18 protein-coding genes are annotated in these 25,658 nt (G+C 73.7%); 10 read left to right on the top strand and 8 right to left on the bottom strand.

The annotated features are described in order from the left end of the window. Positions 1-12 precede the first annotated feature (12 nt). The gene (locus tag WME75_RS14550) at positions 13-855 is read right to left on the bottom strand and encodes an SIR2 family NAD-dependent protein deacylase (RefSeq protein WP_437490854.1); all 843 of its coding nucleotides are present in this window, start codon (positions 853-855) and stop codon (positions 13-15) included. Between the two features lie 225 nt (positions 856-1,080). On the opposite strand from WME75_RS14550, the gene WME75_RS14545 reads away from it, so the two are divergent. The 6 genes from WME75_RS14545 to WME75_RS14520 all read left to right on the top strand — a co-directional run bounded on the left by WME75_RS14545 (position 1,081) and on the right by WME75_RS14520 (position 7,417). After that, on the top strand, positions 1,081-2,685 hold the full coding sequence (locus tag WME75_RS14545; RefSeq protein ID WP_437490851.1) for a serine/threonine-protein kinase: 1,605 nt from the start codon (positions 1,081-1,083) through the stop codon (positions 2,683-2,685). A gap of 76 nt (positions 2,686-2,761) precedes the next feature. Next, entirely contained in the window at positions 2,762-3,751 is a 990-nt protein-coding gene (locus WME75_RS14540) for a hypothetical protein (RefSeq protein WP_437490848.1), read from the top strand. A 65-nt stretch (positions 3,752-3,816) separates the two neighbouring features. After that, entirely contained in the window at positions 3,817-4,542 is a 726-nt protein-coding gene (gene hisA / locus WME75_RS14535; protein ID WP_437490846.1) for a 1-(5-phosphoribosyl)-5-[(5-phosphoribosylamino)methylideneamino]imidazole-4-carboxamide isomerase, read from the top strand. Positions 4,543-4,579: 37 nt separating this feature from the next. Next, positions 4,580-6,283 carry a tetratricopeptide repeat protein gene (locus WME75_RS14530; RefSeq protein ID WP_437490844.1) on the top strand — a complete coding sequence of 568 codons (1,704 nt, stop codon included), beginning with the start codon at positions 4,580-4,582 and terminating at the stop codon, positions 6,281-6,283. Further along, entirely contained in the window at positions 6,273-6,929 is a 657-nt protein-coding gene (gene pgsA, locus WME75_RS14525) for a CDP-diacylglycerol--glycerol-3-phosphate 3-phosphatidyltransferase (protein WP_437490842.1), read from the top strand. The genes WME75_RS14530 and pgsA overlap by 11 nt, the downstream gene beginning before the upstream one ends. A 44-nt stretch (positions 6,930-6,973) precedes the next feature. Further along, entirely contained in the window at positions 6,974-7,417 is a 444-nt protein-coding gene (locus WME75_RS14520) for a hypothetical protein (RefSeq protein WP_437490840.1), read from the top strand. Positions 7,418-7,558: 141 nt separating this feature from the next. Here the strand turns inward: WME75_RS14520 and WME75_RS14515 are convergent, their stop codons facing one another. After that, entirely contained in the window at positions 7,559-8,509 is a 951-nt protein-coding gene (locus WME75_RS14515) for an alpha/beta hydrolase (RefSeq protein ID WP_437490837.1), read from the bottom strand. Between the two features lie 130 nt (positions 8,510-8,639). Then, positions 8,640-10,904 carry a hypothetical protein gene (locus WME75_RS14510; RefSeq protein WP_437490834.1) on the bottom strand — a complete coding sequence of 755 codons (2,265 nt, stop codon included), beginning with the start codon at positions 10,902-10,904 and terminating at the stop codon, positions 8,640-8,642. Positions 10,905-11,127: 223 nt separating this feature from the next. Between WME75_RS14510 and epmA the strand changes: the two genes are divergently transcribed. The 3 genes from epmA to WME75_RS14495 all read left to right on the top strand — a co-directional run bounded on the left by epmA (position 11,128) and on the right by WME75_RS14495 (position 13,495). Next, positions 11,128-12,414: an EF-P lysine aminoacylase EpmA gene (gene epmA / locus WME75_RS14505; RefSeq protein WP_437490831.1), complete on the top strand. Its 1,287-nt coding sequence runs from the start codon at positions 11,128-11,130 to the stop codon at positions 12,412-12,414. Next, on the top strand, positions 12,411-12,962 hold the full coding sequence (locus WME75_RS14500) for a hypothetical protein (RefSeq protein ID WP_437490829.1): 552 nt from the start codon (positions 12,411-12,413) through the stop codon (positions 12,960-12,962). Before epmA ends, WME75_RS14500 begins: the two co-directional genes overlap by 4 nt. Positions 12,963-13,102: 140 nt before the next feature. Beyond that, complete coding sequence (locus tag WME75_RS14495) at positions 13,103-13,495, top strand: DUF423 domain-containing protein (RefSeq protein ID WP_437490826.1); 393 nt, start codon at positions 13,103-13,105, stop codon at positions 13,493-13,495. Positions 13,496-13,518: 23 nt separating this feature from the next. On the opposite strand, the gene WME75_RS14490 is transcribed toward WME75_RS14495, so the two are convergent. The 4 genes from WME75_RS14490 to WME75_RS14475 all read right to left on the bottom strand — a co-directional run bounded on the left by WME75_RS14490 (position 13,519) and on the right by WME75_RS14475 (position 24,429). Continuing rightward, the gene (locus tag WME75_RS14490; RefSeq protein WP_437490823.1) at positions 13,519-16,827 is read right to left on the bottom strand and encodes an efflux RND transporter permease subunit; all 3,309 of its coding nucleotides are present in this window, start codon (positions 16,825-16,827) and stop codon (positions 13,519-13,521) included. A gap of 1 nt (position 16,828) precedes the next feature. Beyond that, the gene (locus WME75_RS14485; protein WP_437490820.1) at positions 16,829-18,034 is read right to left on the bottom strand and encodes an efflux RND transporter periplasmic adaptor subunit; all 1,206 of its coding nucleotides are present in this window, start codon (positions 18,032-18,034) and stop codon (positions 16,829-16,831) included. Positions 18,035-18,292: 258 nt separating this feature from the next. Then, positions 18,293-19,894 (bottom strand): hypothetical protein, encoded by a 1,602-nt coding sequence (locus WME75_RS14480; protein ID WP_437490817.1) that lies wholly within the window; start codon positions 19,892-19,894, stop codon positions 18,293-18,295. Between the two features lie 98 nt (positions 19,895-19,992). After that, complete coding sequence (locus tag WME75_RS14475; protein WP_437490814.1) at positions 19,993-24,429, bottom strand: DEAD/DEAH box helicase; 4,437 nt, start codon at positions 24,427-24,429, stop codon at positions 19,993-19,995. Positions 24,430-24,607: 178 nt separating this feature from the next. Here WME75_RS14475 and WME75_RS14470 point away from each other — a divergent pair, with 178 nt between their 5' ends. Continuing rightward, on the top strand, positions 24,608-25,261 hold the full coding sequence (locus tag WME75_RS14470; protein WP_437494820.1) for a Uma2 family endonuclease: 654 nt from the start codon (positions 24,608-24,610) through the stop codon (positions 25,259-25,261). Positions 25,262-25,277: 16 nt separating this feature from the next. On the opposite strand, the gene WME75_RS14465 is transcribed toward WME75_RS14470, so the two are convergent. Next, positions 25,278-25,613 carry a hypothetical protein gene (locus WME75_RS14465; RefSeq protein ID WP_437490812.1) on the bottom strand — a complete coding sequence of 112 codons (336 nt, stop codon included), beginning with the start codon at positions 25,611-25,613 and terminating at the stop codon, positions 25,278-25,280. Between the last annotated feature and the right edge of the window lie 45 nt (positions 25,614-25,658).

Raw genomic sequence — 25,658 nt, 5'->3', positions numbered from 1 at the left:
GACCCGCGCCCCTCACCCGTCCAGCGCATCGAGCAGAGCCACCACGCTCTGCGTCTTGTCGTTGGGGTCGAGCTCGATGACGTCGACGTGCCAGGCCTCGAGCAGCGCCGGCTGGACGAGCCCGGCGCCGAAGGTCGCCCAGTAGCCGCGGCGGTTCGGCGCTCGCTGCGCGCCGGGCGAGCTGCCCTCGATGCGCATCTGCTCCATGCGATACCAGATGTAGCGGATGTCGACGTCGCCGAAGCTGTAGCCGAGGAAGAGAAAGCTGTTGCTGAGCAGATCGGCCCGGAGGCGCTGATCGGGCGCGGCCTCGAGCCTCAGGCGGCTGAAATACTGGGCTTCGGTCAGCACCACGGTCTCGGGACGGTTGAGGTCACCGTGGAACTTGATGACATGGCATGCCCCCTGGGCCGGGCACCGCGCGAAGTCGTCGAACGTGGAGAGCGCCACGGCCTGCTTGCCCGCGTCCCGGAGCGCCTCCTCGATATGGTGCTCGAAGTTGGTCGTGTAGATGGTCGGAAAGTGGCGGCGCGCCAGCGCCTTGTGCTGGCACGAGCCCTTGCGGCGCTCGTCGACCGCACGCGCGTGGAAGCGCGTGCGCATCTCGGCGATGAAGCTGTCGAGGCCGCCCGCGCGCTCCCGGGCGAAGAAGCCGGCGAGCTGCGGGGGCAGGCCGTGCAGCTCGAAGAGCGCAGGCTCGAAGCCGAGCGCCTCGCCCATCCACCCCACCAGCTCCTTCCACATGGGCAGCTGGAGCGGGGCGGAGAAGCCTGCGCCCAGAAAAGGAATGAGGCGTCCTTCCCGGTACGCCTGCCGGAGCGGGACCGCCGCTTGCTCGAGCGTCAGCACAGCCATCGTCGCGAGCGATGGTATCCGCCCGTCGACCTCACGCAACCGGCGCCCGCTCGGCCCGGGCGCGTCGCCCCGCCGCCGGGCCCCCTCGCCCATGGCAGCGCTCGGCCACGATGCTCGGGACGGGAGCAACAGCGCCCGGCGGGTCGGGCGAGGCGCTCGCCCGAGGCGCCCTTCGCGGGTCCCTGAATCCTTGACGCGACCGCCGTCGCGCGCGACCCTCCCGCCGTGTCGGCCACGCTCGCGGACGGAACGGTCTTTGCGAACCGCTATCGCGTGGTGCGCCTCCTCGCCGTCGGCGCGATGGGATCCGTCTACGAGGCGGTGCACATCGAGACAAACCGCCGCCGGGCGCTGAAGGTGATGCACGCGTACCTCTTCCAGAGCGAGGAGATGCGCGGCCGCTTCAAGCGCGAGGCGCAGATCACGGCGGACATCGAGAGCGAGTACATCGTCGACGTCTTCGACGCGGGCATCGACGAGTCGACCGGGATGCCGTTCCTGGTGATGGAGCTGCTCCGCGGCGAGGAGCTCGGCCAGCGCCTCAAGCGCCTCGGCAGGCTGCCGCCCGGCGAGGTCTCGACGTACCTCCAGCAGACCGGGTCGGCCCTCGACCGGACCCACGCCGCATCCATCATCCACCGGGACCTGAAGCCCGAGAACCTGTTCGTGACCCAGCGGGACGACGGGACGCCCCGCATGAAGATCCTCGATTTCGGCGTGGCGAAGCTGCTCGCCGAGGGGGGGAACGCGGCCGGCGTCACGCGGAGCCTCGGGACGCCGCTCTACATGGCGCCCGAGCAGTTCCGCGTCGACACGCAGCTCACCAGCGCCGTCGACATCTACGCGCTCGGGATGATCGCGTACACGCTGCTCGTGGGCACGCCGTACTGGAGCCCGGAGGCGCTCGGCGCCGGCGACGTGATCGCGTTCGCGCTGGTGGTCGTCCACGGGCCGCAGGAGCCGCCGGTGCAGCGGGCGATGGCGCACCGGGTGCTGCTGCCGCAGACCTTCGATGCGTGGTTCGCCCGGGTCGCGGCCGTCGACCCGTCGGCGCGGTTCCGCACCGCGAGCGAGGCGGCGCAGGCGCTCTCCGAGGTGCTCGGCTTCGCCGCGGCCGGCAGCGGACCTGTGCCCCACCCGAGCGCTCCGCCCTGGTCCCTGGCGAGCGCCTCCATGCCGGCGCTCGCCACGCCGACGCCCGGGACGATGACGCCCACCTCGACGGCGCCCGGCATGACAGCGCACGGGACGGCCGCGCACGGGATGCCGGCGCCCGGCATGACAGCGCCCGTGCTGATGACGCCCGCGATGACGAGCGTCGCCCCGCTCGGTCCGGATCACCCGGCCCGCTCGCCGGGCGTGCCGCTCGCGGCGACCATGACGGAGACCTCGATGACCTCCATCCCCGCAGGGGCGCTCGTCCCTGCGAGGCCGAGCCGGGCGCCGCTCGTCGCCGCGGCGGTCGTCGTCGGGCTCGGGGCGCTGGGCGCGGGGAGCTGGCTCCTGATCCGCGCCGGGGCCGAGCCGGCGGTGGCCGCGTCGCCGGAGGCCGCTGCGCAGGACGCCGCCACGGCGGGCGTCGTCGTCACCCCTGCGCCGAGCGCGACGCCGCCGGCGGCGACAGAGCCCTCGGCGGCGGCAGAGCCCTCGGCGGCGGCAGAGCCCTCGGCGGCGGCGCCCGACGCCGCGGCGCCCACCCCCAGCGCCAGCGCGAGCGCCGTCGCGGGCCCAGCCCCGCGCCGGCCGGCGAGCGCTCCACCGAGGCCAGCCACGAGCGAGCGACGGGGCTCCTCGACGCGCCCCAAGGTCCCCTTGCTCGGACGGGATTGAGATCCATGTCCGCCGCGATGCCGGCCTCCCCCTCACCCACGCCGGCCGATCTCTCGCCCTGTGGATGCGCCAGAACATGACACGATGCCTGCGCCGGATTGCCCCTCTCGCCCTCATCCTCTGCCCGCTCGCCGTCGCGGCCCCCGCCGCGGCGCAGGACAGCGCGGCGGCGGAGGCCCTCTTCAACCGAGGCCTCGCCGACATGGAGGCAGGCCGGTACGAGACGGGCTGCAAGGCGATCGCCGAGAGCCATCGGATCGAGCCCAAGCTGGGGGCGCTCTTCACGCTGGCGATCTGCGAGTCGCGCTCGGGCCACATCGCCGCCGCGTTCACGCACTTCGGCGAGTACCTCGCGCAGGTCGATCAGCTGACGCCGGAGCAGAAGAGCCGGCAAGGGGAGCGACCGAAGGTGGCCAGGCAGGAGCACGACAAGCTGGCCCCGCTCGTGCCGGAGCTCTCGCTCGCCCTGCCGCCGGGCGCCCCCGCAGGGACGGTGGTGAAGCGCGACGGCCGCGTGGTGGACAGCGCCGCGCTCGCGGGCGCGCCGGCGGAGCCGGGAGAGCACGTCGTGTCGACCCAGGCGCCGGGAGGGCCCGTCTGGGAGACGCGGATCCAGCTCGCCCAGGGCGAGAAGAAGCGGGTCGAGCTGCAGGTGAAGGACGCCTCGGCGCCCCCCGCCGGCGGCCTCTCGGGCCGGCGAGCGGCCATGGTCGTGGCCGGCGGCGTCGGCGTGGCGGGGCTCGTGATCGGCGGGGTCACGGGCGCGCTCACGCTGGGCAAGAAGAGCGTCGTCGAGAAGCACTGCGGCAGCGGGATCGGCGTGAGCGACGAGACGGCCTGCGATCAGGCCGGGATGGACGCCGCCGACAGCGCGAGCACCACGGGGCTCGTGAGCACGATCGGCTTCGGCGTGGGGCTGGCCGGGCTCGGGGCGGCCGCGGTGCTCTACCTGACCGAGCCGGCGCAGCGCGAGCCGACCGTCGGCGCGACGTCAAGGCGGATCCGCGCAGGGGTGCTCGCGGCCGGGCCGCAGGGCGTGGTGCTCGGGGCGAGCGGGGCGTGGTGACGCGGCGGCCGCGCGCGCCCTCGCCGCCTCTACCCGCCGGCGCGGAGGCGCGCTAGACCCGCCGCGTGCAGCTCATCCCCGCCATCGATCTTCTCGGAGGCCAGGCCGTGCGCCTCCATCAAGGACGCTACGATCAGGTCACCGTCTACGACCAGGACCCGGCCGCGCTCGCCGCCCGCCTCCGCCGCGCCTGCGATCGGCTGCACGTGGTCGACCTGGAAGGGGCCCGGGCCGGCCGCCCCGTGCAGGCCGACGCCGTCCGCGCCGTCGTCGCGGCGTTCGGCGTGGACGGAGGCAGCGTGCAGGTGGGCGGCGGCATCCGCTCCGCCGCCGCGGCCGAGAGCTACCTCGAGCTCGGCGCCGATCGCATCGTGCTCGGGACCGCCGCGGTGAACGATCCCGCGCTCGTGCGCGACCTCGCCGGCCGCTTCCCGGGGCGCGTCGTGGTCGCCGTCGACGCCAAGGACGGGCGCGTGGCCGTGCAGGGCTGGGAGCAGGTCTCCTCCGTCACGGCCCTCGACGTCGCCCACGCGCTCGCCGGCTCCCCCATCGCCGCGCTCCTCTACACCGACGTCTCCCGCGACGGGACGCAGGTCGGCCCCAACCTGGAGGCCACCCGTGAGCTCGCCGGCTCGTGCGGCTTCCCCGTGCTGGCCTCCGGCGGAGTCGGCTCGCTGGCTCATCTGCGCGCGCTCGCGCAGATCCCGGGCGTGACCGGCGTCATCGTGGGCCGCGCGCTCTACGAGGGGGCCTTCACGCTCGCCGAGGCGATCGAGGCGGCGAGCGCCTGACGGCGCGTGTGCGTTTTCGTGTACGCTCCACCCGACGATGCCCGAGCGCGACGACCCCCGGCCTTCCACCCGCGAAGTCGCAGCGGAAGAGTTCCTGTTCCACCTGCACCGGGGCAGCGAGCTCCTGCAGGACAACCGGGTCCACGCCGCGAAGGCGGAGCTCGAGCGCGCCCTCTCGCTCCAGCCGAGCGATCCCAAGGGGCAGGACCTCCTCGGGATCGTCTACTTCCGGCTGGGGCTCTATCCGCGGGCGATCGCGATCTATGAGCGGCTGATCCAGGCCCACCCGGACGCGGTCGAGCCGCGCATCAACCTCGCGCTCTCGTACCTCAAGACCGGACAGCCCGCGCAGGCGCGCTCCGAGCTCGAGAGGGCGCTCGAGCAGAACCCGAAGCACCAGCGCGCCTGGGGGTATCTCGGGCTCGCGTTCCAGCGCATGGGCGACTACGAGCGCGCGAGCCACGCGTTCGCGGCGGGCGGCCATGACGCGATGGCGCGCCGCCTGCTCGACATGACGAGCGGCGCCACGGGAAGATACCCGGTCGAGCCGCCCGACACCGAGGACCAGCCGCCGGTCGAGGCCAAGGCCGAGGCGAGGGCCGAAGCGAGGGCGGAGGCGAGGGCCGAGGTGCAGCGCGCCGCGGGCGAGGCGGTGCAGGCGCTGGATCGCGCCAGCGCGGGCTTCCGGCACGACTCGGATCTGCCGCGCATTCCCTCCGGGACCTGGTCGGCGATCGAGCCTGGCCGCGAGACGATGCCGACCATCCCGGCGCCGCCGTCGCTCCGGAGCCTCGGGGCGGACAGCCGCGCGGCGAGCGCGGCCGGCGCGTCCCGAGCGCCTGGCCCGCGGGGCGGCGCGGCCCCGACGGTCCCGTCCATGCCGGCGGTCCAGGCGCCGCCCGCAGGGGGCGCTGCGCCCGGTGTGCGCCGCGGCTCGATGGCGCCGGAGGAGCACTCGATCACGGGCCGCTTCACGGTCGCCGTCCCCGCGACCGGGGACGCGGGGACGGCGAGCAGGAAGGCCGCCGCGCGCTCGTCGGTTCCGCCCCCCACGGTGGCGCCTGGCACGCCGCCGCCGTCCACGACGCCGCTCGCGGTGCAGCCGCCGGAGACGCTGCTGGCGGTCGCGCGCGAGCGGCAGCTCATCTTCCCGCGCGACGTCGCGGTCGCGCGGCACGCGAGCGGCGTCGTCCTCGTGCAGGCCACGAAGGGCTTCGTGGTCCGGCTCGACGCGCTGCGCACGATGAGCATGCACCCCGGGACCGCCACACACGTGCTGAAGCGGCAGGCGCGCGGGCGCATCTTCGACGAGCCGCTCGGCGGACCGAGCACGCCCTTCGTCGAGATCGCCGCGCGCTGCGAGCTCGTGCTCGGCGCGCCGGAGGGGCGGCGGCTCCACGCCGTGACGCTCGGGGAGGAGCCGATCTACCTGCGCGAGGACGTCCTCGTCGGCTTCGAGCTGCCGATCGGCTACGAGAACGGCCGCCTGCCGGCCGGCGACGGCGAGGCGGTCGCGATGGTGCAGCTGCGCGGCCGCGGCCACATGGTGATCTCGGTGCCCGAGCGCGCCGCGGCGCTGGAGATCACCCCGTCGCGGCCGACGTCGACGCGCGCGACCGCGGTGCTCGGGTGGATGGGCCGGCTCCTGCCGCGCACGCTGCCCGCGGCCGAGGCGCCCGGAGGGATGCAGGGCTTCGTGACGTTCGGTGGAGAGGGGATGGTTCTCGTCGATGGTCGCTAGCGCGGGCACGTCCCTGCGGGGCATCAAGGCGCAGCGGCGGAGGACGCTCTGGGAGGACGCGAAGAACGTCCCGAACCTGCTCACGTTCGCGCGGGTCCTCATGATCCCCGCCGTCCTCCTGCTCCTCTCGAGGGGCGCGCCGCGGGACTGCTTCTGGGCCGCGTGCGTCTACTCGCTCGCGGCGATCACGGACATGCTCGACGGCTACCTGGCGCGGCGGCAGGGCCTCGTGAGCGTGCTCGGCAAGTTCCTCGATCCGCTCGCCGACAAGCTCATCGTCGCCGCCACGCTGGTGTGGCTCGTCCCGATGGGCCGGATCCCGGCGTGGGCGGTGGTGCTGCTCATCTCGCGCGAGATCACGATCACGGCGCTCCGCTCGATCGCGTCGACGGAGGGGCTCGTCATCGCGGCGGGCGACGGCGGGAAGATCAAGACAGCGCTGCAGATGATCGGCATCGTCTGCCTGATCCTCGGCTACCCGTACCACATCCACCTCGGCGTCGACTTCGGGGAGGTCGACGTGGTGCACGTTGGCCGGCTGCTCATCTATCTATCGCTCGTCTTCTCGATCACGAGCGCCGCGCAGTACATGGGCCTGTTCATCGACGCCATCGACGCGAAGAACCGGGCGGCTCCTCCGCCGTAGATGGGCAATAGGCAAGCCCGCCTGGTTCTGCTAGACCAGCGCGCGTGAAAGCCCTGAAGACATCGCGCAACGCCTTGCGCCCCGCGCTCCTCCTGGCCGCGCTCGCCGCGGCGTTCGTCGCCTCCGCCGCGAGCTGCAGCGACCAGCAAGAGGGCGAGCCCTGCGAAATCGCGAACGGCAACGAGGACTGCGCGGAGGGCCTCCAGTGCACGGGTATCGGCCAGCAGCAGCAACAACACCGTTGCTGCAGGCCCGGCGTGATAACGCAGGTCTGCGATCCCACCCAGGATCCGACGACGAGCACCACGACGACCAGCGCGAGCGGCACGGGGGGCGGTGCAGGGGCCGGCGGAGGAGCGGGCACCGGCGGAGACGGCGGGGCGGGCACCGGCGGAGACGGCGGGGCGGGCGCCGGCGGCGACGGCGGGGCGGGCGAGGGCGGCAGCGCCGGAGGCAGCGGCGGCTCCGGCGGCAACGGCGGACGCTAGCGCAGCGGACGCGGACGCCGCGGTCCGGCCACGGAAGCAAGGCGCACGAGCGCTCCGCGCCGTGCGCCGCCCGTCCTGGCCCGCCTCGTCAGGGCGTCTCGCTCCGCCGGCAGGCCGCTCCCGGCGCGCGACACGGCCGCCTCAGGCTCGAGGCGCCGGCTGCGCGAACGCCTGCCGCAGCGACGCGCCCGCGAAGGCGAGCGCCTCCTTGCCCTGCGCGAGATCGACGAGGGGGGCCACCAGGACAAAGCCGTGGAGCACGCCGTCAAAGCGCTTGAGCTCCACGGGGACGCCCGCTTCCTTCAGGCGGGCGGCGTACGTCTCGCCGTCGTCCCGCAGCGGATCGTACTCCGCGGTGATCACGGTCGCCCCGGGCAACCCCCCGAGGTCGCGCGCGCGCAGCGGGCACGCGAGCGGGTTCTCCCGGTCGGCGTCGCTCGTGAGGTAGCTGTCCCAGTACCAGCGCATCTCGGCGGCCGTGAGCATGTAGCCTTCGCTCAGCGACCGGCACGACGGCATGTCGCAGCGCGCGTCGAGCGCCGGGTAGAACAGCACCTGGTGGACGAGCGCCGGACCGCCATGCTGGCGCGACGCGACCGCGACGGCGGCGGCGAGGTTGCCCCCCGCGCTGTCGCCGGCCACCGCGACGCGCGCGGGATCGCCCCCGAGGCGCTCGGCGTTGTCGGCCACCCATCGCACCGCCGCGAGGCAGTCCCCGAGCGGCTCCGGGAACCTGTGCTCGGGGGCGAGGCGGTAGTCGACAGACACCGTGATGCAGCCGGCGAGGTTCGTCAGCGAGCGGCAGACGCCGTCGTGCGTGTCGAGGTTGCAGAGCACCCAGCCGCCACCGTGAAAGTAGACGACGATCGGCAGGGCGCCCGCGGTCGCGCCCGCGGGCCAGTAGATCCGCGCCGCGATGTCGCCGAGCGGGCCCGGGATCGCGCGCTCCTCGACGCGTCCCACCGCCTCGCTGGCCGGCATCGCGGCGGCGAGCTGGCTCGCGGCGGCGCGCGCCTCGCGGACCGGCACCGAGAAGATCGGCGGTCCCGAGAGCATGTCCAGCAGCACCTGGGACTTGGGATCAAGAGGCATGGGCGCTCCCGTGTGGAGACGAGGGGGAGGCCTCACTCTATCCGAGCGCCCGCCCCTCGCGGTAGGGGGCAGGCGCCGCGAGGTGCGGCGCGCCGGCGCGTCGCACCACCTCCCACGCCGCGCGGTCGCCTCAGCCCTGCGTCCGTCGCGCGCGCACGCGGCGCCTGAGCACGGCCGCTCCGGCGAGCGCGGCCCCGGAGAGCGCCGTCCACGGGGCGAGGGGCGCGCTCGGCGCGGCGGCGCGGCACGCGCACCCCGCTGCAGGCGTCTCCTCGGCCGGGTCGATCGGATCCGGCGTCGCGCCGCCGGTCGCGCCGGGCTCCGGCTCCGGCTCGACGGGGTCCACCGGATCGGGATCGACCGGCGGCGGCTCGACCCCGAGATCGGCGCTCTCCACCGTGACGGCGGTGACCGGGCAGTTCCCGTGACCGATCACCATGTAGTACGTCTGCGTGGGATCGAACGGCGGATCGGACTTCTCGTCGATGACGATCTCACCGTACGTGTCCGTGATCGCCTCGACGCTGTAATCGTAGCTCGTGGCCTCCGGCAGCATGTCGCCCGGCGTGAAGCCGACGTGCCGGGCGGTCCTCACGTAGATGCTCCACTCGAGGTCATCGCCGCCTTGGGGCTGGAGCTGCACGGTGAAGCGGATGCCCTTCGCGGTCCGATCCGGCGTGCTCTTGAAGTGGAAGAGGCTCTGGAGGCTGAGCTGCCGGCGCCACTCCGTGCAGGACCCCCCGGCCCCGTAGACCAGCGAGTCGATGCCGAACATCTGCGTCCTGCGCAGCTTGCCCCCGCTCAGGTCGAGCACCTCCTCGCAGTCGTCCAGGCCGCGGCTCTCGATCAGCGCCTCGACGGCGCTGGCGTCCGCCGCCGTGAGCTCGCCGGTGCTCACCAGCTTGTCGGCCGCCCTCTTCAGCCCCTTGGCGAAGTCGCCGAGCGAGGCGTTGCGGGTCAGCAGCGTCAGCGCGCTCCACACGAGCCTGTCGCCCAGCTCGGCGCCGAATTTGTCGTGCAACGACCACGCGAGGCTGCCGATGAGCTCGCCGTCCTCGTGCACCTCGCCGACCAGATCGTCGGGGCAACTCTTGACGTTGTCCGACAGATCGCGCTCCGCGCCGAAGGGCGCGAGCGACGCCTCACCGAGCGTGGGGTCGCCGTTCACGGTGCAGGCGAAGTAGTCCGCGATGCCCTCATCGATGCTGCCGGCCCAGGGAGAGAGCCCGTACTCGTTGACGGCGAACTGGCCATCGTTGTAGCCGATCGCGTTGGCGCTGACGTAATGGGTGAACTCGTGGAGGAACACGTCGGAGTCGTCCGAGAAGTCGAAGAACGAGCCTTGGCCGATGGCGATGAGGTTCGGCGCGCGGAAGGGCGCCTCCGTGCCCTGCGGCGAGAAGAACGCGTTGTCCATCGGCCGGCCCGACTCCAGCATGTTGGCGACCGCGACGAGCTTCCAGCCCGGCGTCCCCATGTCGAGCTGGTGGGCCTTCGTGAAGTAATCGCGCATCCGGGTGAGGTGGTAATAGACGCCGACCTGCGCGAACTGGTCCTTCACGTCGTCCACGCTCGTCGGCGGATCGTAGAGGAAGTCCTCCCCCGCGTTCGGCCCGACGCTCTGCTCCAGGGTGAGCGAGACGCCGCCCACGAGGTCGCCATCCACGTAGTTCGCCACCTTGAAGTTGCCGTTCCAGCCGCTCAAGGTCTGAGGGTCCGCCGCGTCGAGGCCGACGAGCTCGCGATCCTCGAGCTGCGGCGTGACCGCGGAGCTGATCGGGTAGACGCGCCCCCGCGCGTGGACGGCGAGCGACCGCCGGTGGACGATCTTGCCGGCGTGCGCGTCCACGAGGAAGCGCTCGCCGCCGAGCTCCGACCGGACATCGACGACCCAGACGAGCTTGCCGCCGGTCTCCGCCTCGGGGAACACCGCGAGCGCCGCGCTCGGCCGCTCCGCCAGCGTCATCCCGTAGGTCGCCTCGACCGCGCTCCGCGCCGCCTCCTCCCTGTATTTCGGCGCCGTCGGGACCGACAGGCCGCGCGCCACGTCGAGCACCACGACCTCCACGCGGCCCTCCGGGGCGACCTGGACCGCCGCGGCGCCGCCGAGCACGGGGTGTCCGGCGTGGAACTGCGCGAACCGGACGGTGCGGTGATCGCCGTCCTGGAGCTCGTTCTCGTAACCCAGCGAGAGGCCCTCGATCCGGAGCTCGGAAGCCGCGTGCTTCAGATACGTCTCTGCCGCGCCGCGCGCGCCGCTGGTGGTGCGGAGGAAGGACAGGTCCGCGGCGGGCGAGCCCGGTGCTACGGTGTGCCAGTCGGACGCGGCAGCCGACCCCGCAGCGGCGAGAGTCGCGAGCGCGGTCAACGGAAGCAAGATCAGCTGTCGTCTCATGGTTCTTTTCTCCGGCTGGATTTCTGCTTGCGGCGCTCGCGTGAGGCGCGGCGGGGCCGGACCGACGAGCGCGACCAACGTATCGAGTTACGTTGGGTCATCAAGGAGGCGCCACGCGGCGTTCTCTCGGAAAAGTAACAAGTTGTAGTGGCGGTTGGCTCCTTGCCTGACGTCTTGGGTCAACATGCGTGTTATGTCTCCGGCACACCCGGCGCAGGATCCCGTGACTCTCCCCGAAACAAACTTCTTGACTGGGTTCCCGTCGACGTTCGCTCCGAGCGACATCGCCTCCGCCGGTGCGACGTTGCCCGGCAGGGTGCGCGTCGGCGGCCGCGTGCTCGAGGTCGCGGAGGGCGCCGTCGTGCTCGGGGACGCCTTCGGCGCGCTGCGTGTCGCGCTGGAGGGCGCGCCCGCGCCGCGGCTCGAGGCCGGCGATCTCGCGGTCGTCGAGGGGGCGCCGGCCGACGGCGCGCTCGCCGCGGCGCGGCTCGTCGAGCGGATCGCGCCGCGGAGGCCGCCGCGGGGGCGCGCGGGGGCCGCGGCGCCGCCGTCGAGCGAGACCGAGCGGACGATCCACCGCGGTCGCGGCGCGGCGCTCGCGCGGCGCGCGGCGGCGCTCGCGGCGGTGCGGGCGCTGTTCGCCGAGCGCGGGTTCCTCGAGGTGGAGACGCCGAGCATGGTCCCCTCCCCCGGGCTCGACCTGCACCTCGACGCGTTCGCGGTCGAGGCGGCGCGCCCGACGTTCCTGATCACGAGCCCGGAGTACCAGATGAAGCGGCTGCTCTCGGGCGGCGTCCCGCGCTGCTTCCAGCTCGCGCGCTGCTTCCGGCGCGGGGAGCTCGGGGACAGGCACAACCCGGAGTTCACGATGCTCGAATGGTACCGCGCTTTCGCCGGGGTGGACGACGTGATGGCCGACACGGAGGCGATCGTGCAGCGCGTCGCGGCCGCGCTCGACGCGGACGGGACGCTCTCGGCGGCCGGCAGGCAGGTGCGCCTCACGCCGCCGTTCCCGCGCATCTCGGTCGGCGACGCGTTCGCGCGGTGGGCGGGCGTGCCCGCGGACGACGCGATCGCGCTCGCGTCGCGCGACGAGGAGCGGTTCTTCCGCCTGCTCGTGGACCAGGTGGAGCCGGCGATCGCGGCGCTGCCCCACCCGGTGTTCCTTGTCGATTTCCCCGCGCCGCTCGCGTCGCTCGCGCGGCTCAAGCCGGGCGATCCCCGGGTGTGCGAGCGGTTCGAGCTCTACGTCGCGGGCGTCGAGCTCTGCAACGGCTTCGGCGAGCTGACCTGCCCGGTCGAGCAGCGCGCGCGGCTCCTCGCCGATCAGGCGGCGCGGGCGGCCCAGGGCAAGCCGGTCTACCCGATCGACGAGCGCTTCCTCGACGCGCTCGAGGAGGGGATGCCGCCGGCGGCAGGCAACGCGCTCGGGGTCGATCGCCTCGTCGCGCTGTGCCTCGGCGCCGCGTCGATCGGCGACGTCCTCGCGTTCCCCCACGGCTGGCTGTGAGCGCCGCGACGCCCCCCGACGGCGGCGAGCGCCTCTCGCCGGAGGTCCTGTCGCAGCTCGCCCGCAAGTACCGCGCGCTCGCGGAGCTCCGGCGCGCGCGGGCGGCCGGCGAGGCGATCCCGGCCAAGGAGGTGTTCCGCGCGCTCGCGGGGGAGTTCCCCGGCGCGCTGAACGAGCTCGACAACCTGCCGTTCGACGAGATCGAGCGGCGCCACGACGCGCTGGCGCGGGCCCTCGCCGGGGGCGCGGAGGAGCGCTGGATGGCGTGGATACACGGCTATCACACGCTGATGCGGGCGGCGCTCTACGTGAAGATCCGCGTCACGCGGCGGCAGGAGCTCTCCGGGAGCGAGGCGGCGGCGCTCGCGGAGCGGGCGGCGAGGCACGCCGGCGTGGCGGTCGACGCCGCCTTCGTGATCGCGGTCAAGACGCCGCCGGACGGCCGGCTGAACCGCCTCGTCCTCGGCCGCCTCGCGGCGCAGTTCGGCGCGTCGACCGCCGAGATCCGGGAGACGATCTTCCCGCGGCGGCCGGCGCAGGGCGGCTGACGCGCCTCGCGCTCCCGCTCGTCCATGTCGACGAGCCGTCCTCCTGCACCTCGAAGGTCGACGCGAGCCCGTCGCGGTCGCGTGGAGGTCGAGCGCGCCTCGTGACGCGCTCCGGTCATGGACTAAGCTCCGCGCCCGATATGGAACGGCTCTTCTTCCTGCTCTCGGGCGTCTACGGGTTCCTCGGGGTGGCGCTCGGCGCCTTCGGCGCTCACGGCCTCAAGGAGAAGCTGGACGCGCTCCCGGACGGCGCGCTGCGCGCTTCCTGGTGGCAGACGGGTTCCCTGTACCACCTCATCCACGCGCTCGCGCTGGCGCTCGCCGCCCACCTCGCCGCGCGCACCGGCGGGGGGGCGGCCACCACCGCCGGCTTCTGCTTCGCGGCCGGCGTGCTGCTCTTCTCCGGCAGCCTCTACGTGATGACCTTGACCGGCGTCCGCGTCCTCGGCGTGGTCGCGCCGATCGGCGGGCTGTTCCTCCTCGCCGGCTGGGGCGCGGTGGCGGTGGCCGCGCTCGGGCTCGCGAAGGGCTGAGGCGCCCCGGCCCAGCGCCCCGCCTACGTCGTCCTGCGCGCGACAAGCCGGCCGAGCCGCGCGGACGCCCGCTCGCGGAAGGAGGCCATGCGGGCCCGGGCGCGCCCCCAGCGCTCGCTGTGCGCGAGATCGTCGAGCAGCGAGTACGAGACCGGCGTGACGATCAGGGTGAGCAGCAGGCTCAGGGACTGGCCGCCGATGACCACCACGGCGATCGCGTGGCGCTCCTCGGCCCCAGGCCCCGTGCCCAGCCAGAGCGGGAGCATGCCCGCCACCAGGGCCAGCGTGGTCATCAGGATCGGCCGCAGCCGGTCGCGGTTCGCCTGGAGGATCGCCTCCGCGCGCGGCATGCCCTCGGCGCGGAGCCTGTTCATGTGGTCGACCTGGAGGATCGAGTTCTTCTTCACCACGCCGAACAGCACGAGGAAGCCGAGCGCCGAGTACAGGTTGAGGGTGTTCCCGGTCGCCCACAGGCTGAGCAGCGCGAACGGCACCGCCAGCGGCAGCGAGAGCAGGATCGTGACCGGGTGGACGAGGCTCTCGAACTGCGACGCCAGGATCATGTACATGAGCACGATCGACAGGAGGAACGCCCAGATGAACTCCCCGAACGCGCGCTCGAGCTCCGCGCCGCGGCCGCGCACGCTGGTCGTGTACGCCGCGGGCATGTCCATCTCCCGCGCCGCCCCGCGCAGCGCCTCCAGCCGGTCGGCCAGCGCGTAGCCGGGCGCCACGCCGGCCCGCAGGCTCGAGACCCGCTGGCGGTCGAGCCGGTCGATGCGCGACGGGCTCCTCGCCTCCTCGATGCGCACCAGGTTGTCGAGGCGCACCAGATCGCCCCGGAGCAGCGGCGATCCGGCCGACGCGGTCCCGTCGCCGGAGCCGCGCGCCTGCGGCGCCGCCGGCGCGCGCACCGACCGGGGCACGTACAGGCGGCGGACGGCCGACAGCCGATCGCGGTCCTCCTCGACGAGCCGCAGCTGCACGTCGTAGTTCTCGTTGGCGGCCTCGTCCCGGAAGCGCGAGACCGCGTCATCTCCCCCCACCATCAGGCGCAGCGCGGTCGCGATGTCCTGCGTCCGCACCCCGAGCTCCGCGGCGCGCTCGCGCTCGATGAGCACCCGCAGCTCGGGCCGGTCGATCTTCAGCGTCACGTCCGCGTCGATGATGCCGCCGAGCTGCGCTGAGCGCTCCCGGAGCTCGTTCGCGTAGCGCTCCAGCGCCTCGATGTCGGGCCCCTGGATCGCGAAGTCGATCTCGAAATTCCCGCCGCCGATGTTGAACGACGGCACGTTGCGGACCGAGATCCGGAGATCGGAGTACTTGCGCAGCTTGCGCCGCACCTCCTGCATCACCTCGTTCTGCGAGTAGTTGTCCCTGAACGCGCGGAGGGGGTTGCCGGAGAACGTCTCCCGGAACAGCCGCGTCAGGGAGAACGTGCGCTCGTCGTGCGGGGCGATGCGGACGAATGCCTCGCCCGAGCTGACCCCGCCGATGAAGCCGCCGCCCGCCGTGGCGAGCACGCTCCGCACCCCGCGCACCCCGCGGACGTCGTCGCCGATGCGCCGCATCACGTCGTCCATCGCGTCGATGCTCGCGCTGAGCGGGGCCGTGACGCGGATCTCGAACTCCGCGTCGTCCGCGCCGGAGGGGATGTACTCCTGCTTCACGAGCCCGTAGAGCGGCACCGCCGAGGCCATCACAAGGACGGCGCCGGCCGACACGAGCAGGCGGTGCCGCATCGCGAACGCGAGGGCGCGCAGGTACCTGGCCTCGAGCCGCCCGTAGAAGCCCGGGCGCGCCGCCGCCTCGCCCCCGCCCCCCGCCTCGCCCGCGCCGTGGGCGTGGGTCCCCTCCTTGCGGAGCAGGCGCGCGCTCATCATCGGGGTCAGCGAGAAGCTGACGAGGAGGCTCACGAGGATCGCCACCGTGGCCGTGATCCCGAACTGGAACAGGAACCGCCCCGAGATCGACGACATGAACGACACGGGGACGAAGATGACGACGAGCGACAGCGTCGTCGCGAGCACGGCGAGCCCGATCTCCTGCGTGGCGGCCCGCGCCGCCTCGAAGGAATCCATCTTCTTCTCCTCGACGAACCGGAAGATGTTCTCGAGGACGACGATGGCGTCGTCGATGACGATGCCCACCATCAGCACGAGCGCCAGCATCGTCACGCTGTTCAGGGTGAAGTCGAGCGCCCACATCATGCCGAACGTCGCGACGACCGACGTCGGGATGGCGATCCCCGCGATGATCGTCGACCGCCACGACCGCATGAACAAGAGGACGACCGCGCACGCCAGGATGCTGCCGAGCACGAGGTGCACGTTGATCTCGTGCAGCGCGGTGTAGATGTAGCCCGACTGATCGCGGATGACCTCGAGCCGCACGTCCTCGGGCAGCTGCTCGGAGAGCGCCGCCAGGTTGGCCTTCACGGCCTCGATCACCGCGACGGTGTTCGCGCCCGACTGCCGCACGACGTGGAGGACGACGGTCGGCTTGCCGTCGAGGCGGGCCAGCGAGCGCTGCTCGTAGGTGCCGTCCTCGGCGCGGCCGACGTCGCGCACCCGGACGGGCCGCCCGTCGACGCTGGCGACGACCATGTCGTTGAAGGCCCCCGCGCTCTCGAGGCGGCCCATGGTGCGCAGCGTCCGCTCTTCCTCCTTCCCCGTGACGTTGCCCGCAGGGATGTTCGCGTTCTGCTGGACGATGGCGTCGCGGACGGCCGTGACCGGGAGGCCGTACGCGGCGAGCCGGTCAGCGTTCAGCCAGATCTTTATCGCGCGCTCCTGCCCGCCCACGACGCGCACCTCGCCGACGCCCGACGAGCGCTCGAGCTGCACCCGCACGAGCTTGTCGGCCACCTCGGTGAGCTCCCGGATCGATCGATCGGCGGAGAGCGCGATCGACATCACCGGGGTCGAGTCGTTGTCCTGCTTCGCGATGATGGGCGGATCGGTGCCCACCGGCAGGCGGCGCAGCGCCGCCTGCACGCGATCGCGCACGTCCTGCGCCGCCGAGTCGACGTCGCGATCGAGGTTGAAGGTGGCGATGACGACCGAGGTGCCGCTCGACGAGATCGAGCGGAGCTCGGTGATCCCCTCGACGGTGTTGACCGCCGCCTCGATCTCCTCCGAGATCTCCGCCTCGACGTCCTCGGGCGCGCCGCCGGGGAGCGTCGTGCGGACCGAGACCGTCGGCAGATCCACGGCGGGGAAGCGATCCACGCCCAGCTTGAAATAGGCCACCGCGCCGACGACCACGAGGGCGAGCGCCAGCATGGCGGCGAACACGGGCCGCTGGATGCAGATCCTGGCGAGCGTCTGCATCCTAGCTGCCCTCCACCACGCGCACCGGCTGCCCCTGCTGGAGCGACCCGGGCCGGGCGACGACCGACTCTCCCACGGCGAGACCGGACACGATCTCGACCCGATCGCCCGCCGTCTTTCCGGTGGTGACCTGCTTCTCCTTCGCCTTGCCGTCCTCGACCGTGATCACCTTCGCGAGGCCGGCGAACCGGACGATGGCGGTCGCCGGCACGGTCGGCACCGGCCTCACGGTCACGGCGATCTGCGCGCTGACGAGGCTGCCAGGCCGCAGGTGGCCGGGGTTCTTGATGTCGCTCTCCACGAGCAAGGTCCGGCTCTGCGGGTCGAGCGCGGGCGCGAGGCGCGCGACCGTCCCCTCGTAGCTCACGTCGTCTCCCGGGATCTTCACGCGAACCACCTGCCCCGCGCGCACGGCGGCCGCCTCGAGCTCCGGGATCGCCACGCGCAGCCGCAGGGGGTCGATCCGGACGACCTCCACGATCGGCGCCCCCGCGGCGAGGTACTGGCCGACGCTCGCCCGCCGCACCTGGACGACGCCGTCGAGCGGCGACCGCACCATGGCGTCGGCGAGCTGCTGCCGCGCCATGCGCAGCTCCGAGCGCCGCTGGCGCACCGCCGCCTGGCGGATCCGCACCTCCTCCCGCGCCGACTGCACGGCCGCCTCCGCGCGGACCGCCGCCGCCACGGCCGCGTCGAGGTCCATGCCCGACATCAGCCCTTCCCTGGCGAGGCTCCGCGCGCGCACCTGGTTGGCCTGCGCCTCCTTCAACGTCGCGAGCGCCTCCTTCACGATCGCCGTGCCCTCGACATCGAGCTCTTCATCGGGACCGTCCTGCGGCAAGCCGAGCTGCGCGCGGCTCTGCGCCAGCGCGGCCCCGGCCTGCTCGATCCGCAGCTCGTAATCCCTCGCCTCCAGCTGAGCGACGACCTGATCTCGCTTCACCGGGCTCGCCAGGTCGACCGAGATCGAGGCGAGGCGGCCCGGCACCTTGGCCCCGAGCGTCACCTGCTCATCCGCGTCCAGGGTCCCCGAGATCTCGATGGTCTGTTCGATGACGAGCTCCGTCACCGGCGCGAGCGTCACCTCCTTGGCGCCGGCCCCAGGCTTCTCCGCCTTGGCGCCGTCAGGCCGAGGCGCTGCCTCCTTGTCGCACGCAGCGCACTGCAGAAGCACAGCCAGGAGCGCGGCCCAGGATGTCCAGAACACCCTGAGCTGACTGGGGGAGCGGCGGACGGAGGTGAAGGATCGGCGGAGCGCGGGGCGGGCAATCCACATGTCGGTGGCCTCGAATCACCAAGAACGCCCCCCCGAGCGTATGTTGCGACAGGATATTGACGCATCAGCGTTGGGGCGCAACGTACGCGCAGGCACGCCGACGCCGCGGTCGCCAGCGCGCGCAACGCGATGGCCGCGCCGCGAGCTCCGGTCGGGCGGCGGAGAGGCAGCTCCGGCGGCGGGCGGCGCTCAGGGGCCAAGCTTCACCACGTAGCCATCGGACTCGCCGCGCGTGGTCACGGGGCCGCCGCCGAAATCCACGGTGCCGCGGAACGAGCCGACGGCGAACACCTCGCCTTTGGGGCCGAGGGCCACGCCGCCCGCCGCCTGCTCCACGGGATCGCCGATCTGGCGGCTCCAGAGGTGCTTGCCGTCCAGCCCGAGCTTCGCGATGTAGATATCGCCTCCGCTGCGGGATCCGTTCGGATCGTCGACCGTGCCCTGGCTCTCGAGGACGGTGCCGTCGAAATCGATGCTCCCGAGGAAGGTCCCCGTGATGACCGCGTTGCCCGCCGGATCCACCGCGATCGACGCGACGTCCTGCAGCTCGGAGTCGCCGAAGCCCCGGCTGTAAAGGTGCTTTCCCGCCGGATCGAACTTGGCGACGAAGAAGTTCGGCTTCGTGCCGAGCGCGACGAGCGGCCCGCCGCCGAAATCGACGCTCCCCTGGAACATCCCGGCCAGGAACACGTTCCCTGCGGCGTCGAAGGCCACCTGAGAGGCCGCATCGTAAAGGCTGTTTCCGAACGCCTTCTGCCATAGCAAAGCGCCCTTTGGATCGACCTTGGCAAAGAAGATATCGCGTCCTCCCTTGGAGACGAAGGGCCTCACCCTCGGGTCGAGGTTGAAGTTCTGATCGAACGTGCCCGCGATCGCGACGTGGCCCTCCGCGTCTGCGGCCAGCCCGCCGGCCCCGAGCGACGCCCTCTCGTCATCGATGTATATCGTGAAGACGTGCCTGCCCGCCGCGTCCAGCTTGGCGACATACACCGCATTGCCGCTGATCGCGTCGCCGATCGGCCCGCCGCCGAAATCCGCCGTGCCGCCGATGGAACCGGAGATGAGGACCGTCCCGCTGCCCCCGAAGGCGACGTACTCGAGCTCCTTCACGTACTGATCGCCGAACCCCTTGCTCCAGACGTGCTTGCCCGAGCCGCTCTCGAACCTCGCGAGCCCGAGCCCGCCGCTGCTCTCGGGCAGCGGCCCGCCGCCGAGATCGAGGTTCCGGAAATAGCTCCCTCCCACGAAGACCGCGTCGCCGAGGCCGTGGGCGACGTGCTGGCCGCCGGCGAGGCTCAGGCCGAACGACTTGCTCCAGACGTGCTTGCCGTCGCGATCGAACTTCGCGAGATACGACCCGGAGCCGCCCTGCGCGACGATGGGGCCTCCGCCGAGATCGATCGCGCCGGAGAACCGCCCGATGACGATCGGGTTCCCGTCGGAGTCCACGGCCACGCTCGCGGCCGAGTCGAAGCCGTTCTCGCCGATCTGGAGCGCCCATTGAAACCGCCCCGGCCCGACCGGAGCGCCGCCCTCACCGCCGCTTCCGCCATCTCCGCCGCCCGCGCCAGCGCCGCCAGCGCCGCCAGCGCCACCGCCACCGCCGCCGCCGCCGCCGCCGTCTCCGCCGCCACCACCACCACCGCCGCCGCCGCCCTCCCCACCCTCACCGAGGCCACCGCTTCCATCGCCGTAATTTCTCACCTTGGGCGAGCAGGCCACGGCGCCGAGGGCGGCGATCGAGAGCAACACGAGGGCGCGAACATGAGTGCCATTGTCGAGTGAACGCATCCCTGGAGTATATAAAGGGTGCGGGCGCGGGGTTTCCTTGAAACCGCGCGCTGCCGCTCGATGCTGTCGCGGAGGAGGCGATGAGCGCGGCGCGCAGCTCACACCGCTGCTCGCGAGAACGCCGCCAGCGCCCGGGGCCGCTCGTCCGCCGCGGGGGCGATGGGCGCGAGCGGGACTCCATCCCGGTAGATCACCCCATGACCGAGCGCGGCCGGGACGCGGGGCCCCGGCGTGACGATGCCCACGAGGTTCAGCGGATCGCACGCGCTCAGCTGGACGATCTCGCCGGACGGGGGCGCTCTCCGGACGGCGCGGAGCGCGTCGAGCGCCTCGGGCAGCGCGAAGTGCTCGCCCACGAAGCCGGCGATGAGGTGGCCGCCGCGGAGCTCCCCCGTCATCTCGAGCCGCCGGTAGACCCGGAGCAGGTCGCGCCACGCGGGCGGCCGCGGCTCGCGCGCGAGCAGCTCGCGGCAGACCACGCCGTAGCGGCGGAGGTACTGGTGCGCGAGCGCCTCCACCACGTCGGGGCCGTCGGTCCCGTCCCCGGCGGCGCCGGGGGCGGGCGCGGACGCCTCCGGGCGCGCCCGCAGGAGCGACCACCTGCCCGACGCGACAGGGCCCGCCCGGCGCGCCCCGCCCCGCAGCCGCCCGGCGCCCAGCGCGACGGACGCGGCGCCGCCGCCGAGCAGCGAGCGCAGCGCCGCGAAGCCGTCGCCGGTCACGAGCCCGGCGGCGACGAGCTCCCAGAGCACCTCCTCCACCTCGGACCGGGAACGGCCCGCGCCCGCGACGATGTCCTCGAAGAACGACGCGCCCGCGCGCGACAGGAACGACAGCACGCCCTGCGCCGCCTCCGAGAGCGACGCCGGCGGCGGCTCGCCGTCGGCCTCCCGCGGCGCGAGGAGCCACGGGAGATCGCGGCGCAGCGCCAGCGTGATCGGCGCCGCGCGCGTGGGCGCCGCCGCGTCGCGCGGGACCACGCGGCCCCAGGCCACCTCGCCGGACAGGCAGAGCGCGTCGAGCAGCCCCTCGTCGTAACCGGCCACGCGCGCGGGCAGCACCTCCCGCTCCCACGCCCCGGCGGCGAGCTCGAAGCCCTGCAGCTGCTCGATCACCCGCCCGAGGCCCCCCGGCCCGCGCGCCTGGGTGCCCGGCGCCACGCCCTGCCACGCAAGGAGGAACCGGAGGAGCTCCGCCGCGGTCGCCGGCTCGATCGCCTTGCGCAGGCCCGTGACGGTGCGGCGGTGGATGCGGGCGAGGAGGCGGCGGTCGCACCACTCGATCGACAGATCGCGCGAGCCCGCGCCGACCTGCGGCGCCCGCGCCGGCGCGCTCGGCCGGAAGCGCCCGCGCAGCGCGCCGCCCGCGAGCTCGATCCGCGCGAGCGCGGACAGCGCCTCGTCCGCGGGCACGTCGAGCCGCCGGACGAGCTCCTCGGTCGAGACCGGCCCCGCGGCGCTCAGGAAGCCGCGCACGAGGGCCGTGATCGCGGCGCCGCGGTCCTCCGCCCCCGCGGCCGGCCGCAACGCGGGCGGCACGGCGACGTCGGGCGCGAACACGGCCTCCGGCCAGATCGCCTCGACAAGCGGCCGCCGCTCGGTCGCGACCCAGCGCGGCGCGCACGGCGAGCCCGACCCCGCGCCGGCAGGAGCGCGCACCTCCGCCGCCCGCCCCGCGGCGCAGAGCGCCTCGAAGAGCCGCGCGAAGCCGCTCCGGCCCCCCTCCTCGGCGGGGAGCGCGACCCGGTCGAGCAGGAGCTCGTGCAGCTCGTCCGCGTCGCGCGCGTCCGGCCGCGCCTCGGCGATCACCTCGGCGATGACCTCCGGATCGAGCCCGCCCAGCCGCTCGGCGACCTCCGCCGGGAGCCCGCGCCGCACCCGGACCGCGCGGGCGCGCCGCTCCTCCAGCGGGGCGTCGTCGAGGAACGCGTAGGGGTTCGCGTTCAGGATCTCGTGCGAGAAGACGCTCGGCTCCGGCGTGTCGAGCGCCACGACCCGGATCGCCCCGCTGCGCAGGCCGACGAGCAGCCCGCGCAGCCCCTCGACATCCATCAGCTCGGTCAGGCAGTCGCGCAGCGCCTCGCGCACGAGCGGGTGGTCCGGCGGCTCGACGTGCGCGAAGAGCCCGTGGTTGTCCTGGCACCCCTGCTGCTCGGGGAAGATCGAGAGCAGCAGGTCGTCGGCGCGCATGCGCTGGAGCGCCGGCGGCACCCGCCGGCCCCCCCGGAAGCGGAGCAGCGCCAGCGCGCGGGACGCGGCCCAGCGGAAGCGCGTGCGGAACATCGGGCCCTGGAGCGCCGCCTGGACGAGCACCTCCTCGAGGCCCTCGGGGCGGACGAGATCCAGCACCTCCTCGATCGGGATCCCGTGCTCCGCCGACAGCGAGAGCAGCACGCCGTCGTCGGTCGCCGCCGCCTGGAGCTCGAAGTCGAACGAGCGGCAGAAGCGCTTGCGGAGCGCGAGCCCGAGCGCGCGGTTCACGCGGCCGCCGAGCGGCGAGTGCACGACGATCTGCTGCCCCCCGGCCTCGTCGAAGAAGCGCTCGACCACGACGGTCGCCCCGCCCGGGACCGCGCCGAGCGCCGCGCGCCCCGCCTCGATGTAGTCGCGCACGAGCAGCGCCCCGCGCGCGTCGAGCGCGCACTCCTGCATGAGCCAGCGCGCCGCCCGCGATCGCGCCGCGCGCGCGTCCTCGCCGCCGCCCTCGCCGCGCGGCGCCCCGGGCCGCGCGCCCTCGGCCCGCTCCTCGTCGAGGCGCGCGGCGATCTCGGCGCGGAGCGCCGCGACCTCGGCCGAGAGCTCCGGCGTGCGCGCGGGCGCCTCCCCGAGCCAGAACGGCACCGTCGGCGCGGCGCCGTGGGCGTCCTCGACCCACATCTGCCCGCCCTCCAGCCGGAGCACGCGCCACGACGTGTTGCCCAGCAGGAACACGTCGCCGCCGGACGACTCGATCGCGAAGTCCTCGTCGAGCGTGCCGACCTTCGTGCCGTCGGGCTGGAGCACCACGTCCACGGCCGCGATGTCCGGGATCGCCCCGCCCGACGTGAGCGCCGCGAGCCGCGCGCCGCGCCGCCCGCGCAGCCGCCCCCCGATGGCGTCGCGGTAGACGAGCGCCCCGGCCCGCTGCCGCGCGCCCCGGGCGGCGGAGGCGCCCTCGTCGCCCGAGCCCGCGCCGCCGCCCGACACCATGGCCACGACCGCGTCGAAGTCGCGGCGCGACAGGCCCTCGTACGGCGCGGCCCGGCGGACGAGCGCGTAGAGCCCCTCCTCGTCCCGCTCCTCGCACGCGCACGCGGCGATGATCTGCTGCGCCAGCACGTCGAGCGGCCCCTCGCGCGACGCCATCCGGTCGAGCTCGCCGCGCCGCGCCGCGCGCACGATCGCCGCGCACTCGACGAGTTGGTCGCGCGTCAGCGGGAAGAGCCGCCCGCGCGGCGTCGCCGCGAGCGCGTGGCCCGAGCGGCCGATGCGCTGGAGGGCGACGTTGATCGACCGCGGCGAGCCCACGAGGCAGGCGAGGTCGACCGCGCCCACGTCGATGCCGAGCTCGAGCGACGCGGTCGCGACAACGACGCGGAGCTCCCCCGCCTTGAGCCGCCGCTCCGCCGCGAGCCGCCGGGCCCGCGAGAGGCTGCCGTGGTGGGCCGCCACGACGTCCTCGCCGATCCGCTCGGCGAGCGCGTGCGCGACCCGCTCGACGAGGCGGCGCGTGTTGACGAAGACCAGGGTCGACCGCGCTCCCGCCGCGAGCGCCGCGATGCGGTCGTAGATCTCGGTCCACTGCTCGTTCGTGCAGACCGCGCCGAGCTCGTCGCGGGGCACCTCGACGGCGAGGTCGAGGTCTCGCCGCTGCCCGACGTCGACGATCCGGGGCAGCTCGCGCGCGCCGGCGACGAGCCGGGCGGCGACCTCGATCGGGCGCACCGTGGCGCTGAGGCCCACGCGCTGCGGCCGGGCGCCGCCGCGGCTGACCACGAGGTCCTCGAGCCGCTCGAGCGTGAGCGCGAGGTGGGCGCCGCGCTTGTCCCCGGCGATCGCGTGGACCTCGTCGAGGATCACGGTGCGCACCCCGGAGAGCGCGCGCCGCCCCGACTCGCTCGTCAGCAGGATGAACGCCGACTCCGGCGTGGTGACGAGCACGTGCGGCGGCCGGGCGGCCATGGCGCGCCGCTCCTGCGCGGGGCTGTCGCCGGTCCGCACGACGGCCCGGATGCCCGGCGCGGGCAGGCCCGCTTCCCGCATGGCCGCCGAGATCTCGGCGATCGGCTGCTCGAGGTTGCGGTGGACGTCGTGGGAGAGCGCCTTCAGCGGCGAGATATAGAGGACGTCGGTGCGGTCCTCGAGGGCGCCTCGCGTCGCGTCACGGACGAGCCGGTCGAGGCAGAAGAGGAAGGCCGCGAGCGTCTTGCCGGCGCCCGTCGGCGCGCTGATCAGCGTGTCGTGTCCGGCCGCGATGACCGGCCAGGCGCGCTCCTGCGCGGGGGCGGGGGCGCCGAAGCGACCGCGGAACCACCGGTCCACGACGGGGTGAAACATCCCGCCGAGGGTAGCCGGGGCGGCCGTGGGGCGGAAGCGGGAGGGCGGGAGTAAGAGTGGGAGGAAGGGCGGGAAGAAGGGCGGGAATGAAGAGCGGGAGGAGAGCGCCGGGCGGCCGCTGGGCCGGGACGATCCTCCCGGAGACCGACGACGGCGTGCTACGCTGGACGCCATCGTGATGGATCAAAGCGCAGTCGTGCTCAGGCAGAGCGCGGACAGCGAGGCGCCGGCCAGGCCAAGGCTGACCCTCGCCGGCTGGATCTGTTTGCCGGAAGACGAGCCGGGCGAGCTCGTGGATGGCGTGCTTGCGGAGGAAGAGGTGCCGGACGCGGTTCACGAGGTCATCGTGACCTGGGTCATCGGGGTGCTCCGGAGCTGGCTGATCTCGCGGGGCGGGCTGGTGCTGGGCTCCGAGGCGAAGTTCGCCGTGACCTCCTCCTCCGGCCGGAAGCCCGACGCCTCCGCGTACCTGCCTGGGAGCCGCAAGCCGCCGCGCCGCGGCGTGATCCACGTCCCGCCCGACATCATGGTCGAGGTGATCTCTCCCTCGCCGCGCGACGCCCGCCGGGACCGCGTGGAGAAGCTGCACGAATACGCGCTCTTCGGGGTGCGCTGGTACTGGCTCATCGACCCGCAGGCAGCGACGCTCGCTCTCCTCGAGCTCGGCCCGGACGGCCGCTACGTGCACGCGCACGCCGCGGCGGACGGCATGGTCTCCGGCGTGCCGGGCCTCGAGGGGCTCACGCTCGACCTCGACTCCCTCTGGAGCGAGGTCGAGCGGCTCGGCCCTGAATCCGGCGAGGCGCCGCTCGTCGGGCGAGAGACCGAGTAGCGGCGTCACCGCGCGGTCACCTGTTGGCCGCCGACACGCCGGGACCGACGGGTGGATACTTCTGGAGCTCGGGAGTGCGTTCAAGCCGCGTCGACAGGCTGACCAGGCCAGGGTGATGCGAAGCCGGAACGATCGACGCCAGCATGGACTGCGTGAACTGCCATGCCACGGCGGCCGAGATGGATGCCTGGCAGCGCAAAGCCGAAAACACCTCCGGCCTGCGCTGGACCTCGCCCTCTAACCCCGAATACGCCGCCGGCAGCTGGCCCGTCACACGCTCCAACCACGGACGCTCCAGAGACACGGCAACCCTTCTGACATACGGCGAGTCGAGCATTCCTATCCGTCGCATGAGTCTCTCCCTCGGCGACTAACGTCCGGCCGGCCGGCCGCGCCG

The sequence above is a fragment of the Sorangium sp. So ce1014 genome, assembly GCF_051521505.1.
Classification (GTDB): Bacteria; Myxococcota_A; Polyangia; order Polyangiales; family Polyangiaceae; genus Sorangium.
The sequence above is the reverse complement of the archived record's forward strand: the minus strand, read 5'-3'. Positions and strand labels throughout refer to the sequence as shown.

Coding starts and splice junctions, on each gene's coding strand:
- WME75_RS14475 (WP_437490814.1), bottom strand. CDS start 24,429: ATGTTTCACCCCGTCGTGGACCGGTGGTTCCGCGGTCGCTTCGGCGCC.
- WME75_RS14480 (WP_437490817.1), bottom strand. CDS start 19,894: ATGCGTTCACTCGACAATGGCACTCATGTTCGCGCCCTCGTGTTGCTC.
- WME75_RS14465 (WP_437490812.1), bottom strand. CDS start 25,613: ATGCGACGGATAGGAATGCTCGACTCGCCGTATGTCAGAAGGGTTGCC.
- WME75_RS14540 (WP_437490848.1), top strand. CDS start 2,762: ATGACACGATGCCTGCGCCGGATTGCCCCTCTCGCCCTCATCCTCTGC.
- WME75_RS14515 (WP_437490837.1), bottom strand. CDS start 8,509: ATGCCTCTTGATCCCAAGTCCCAGGTGCTGCTGGACATGCTCTCGGGA.
- WME75_RS14490 (WP_437490823.1), bottom strand. CDS start 16,827: ATGCAGACGCTCGCCAGGATCTGCATCCAGCGGCCCGTGTTCGCCGCC.
- WME75_RS14495 (WP_437490826.1), top strand. CDS start 13,103: ATGGAACGGCTCTTCTTCCTGCTCTCGGGCGTCTACGGGTTCCTCGGG.
- WME75_RS14470 (WP_437494820.1), top strand. CDS start 24,608: ATGGATCAAAGCGCAGTCGTGCTCAGGCAGAGCGCGGACAGCGAGGCG.
- WME75_RS14550 (WP_437490854.1), bottom strand. CDS start 855: ATGGCTGTGCTGACGCTCGAGCAAGCGGCGGTCCCGCTCCGGCAGGCG.
- WME75_RS14530 (WP_437490844.1), top strand. CDS start 4,580: ATGCCCGAGCGCGACGACCCCCGGCCTTCCACCCGCGAAGTCGCAGCG.
- WME75_RS14510 (WP_437490834.1), bottom strand. CDS start 10,904: ATGAGACGACAGCTGATCTTGCTTCCGTTGACCGCGCTCGCGACTCTC.
- pgsA (WP_437490842.1), top strand. CDS start 6,273: ATGGTCGCTAGCGCGGGCACGTCCCTGCGGGGCATCAAGGCGCAGCGG.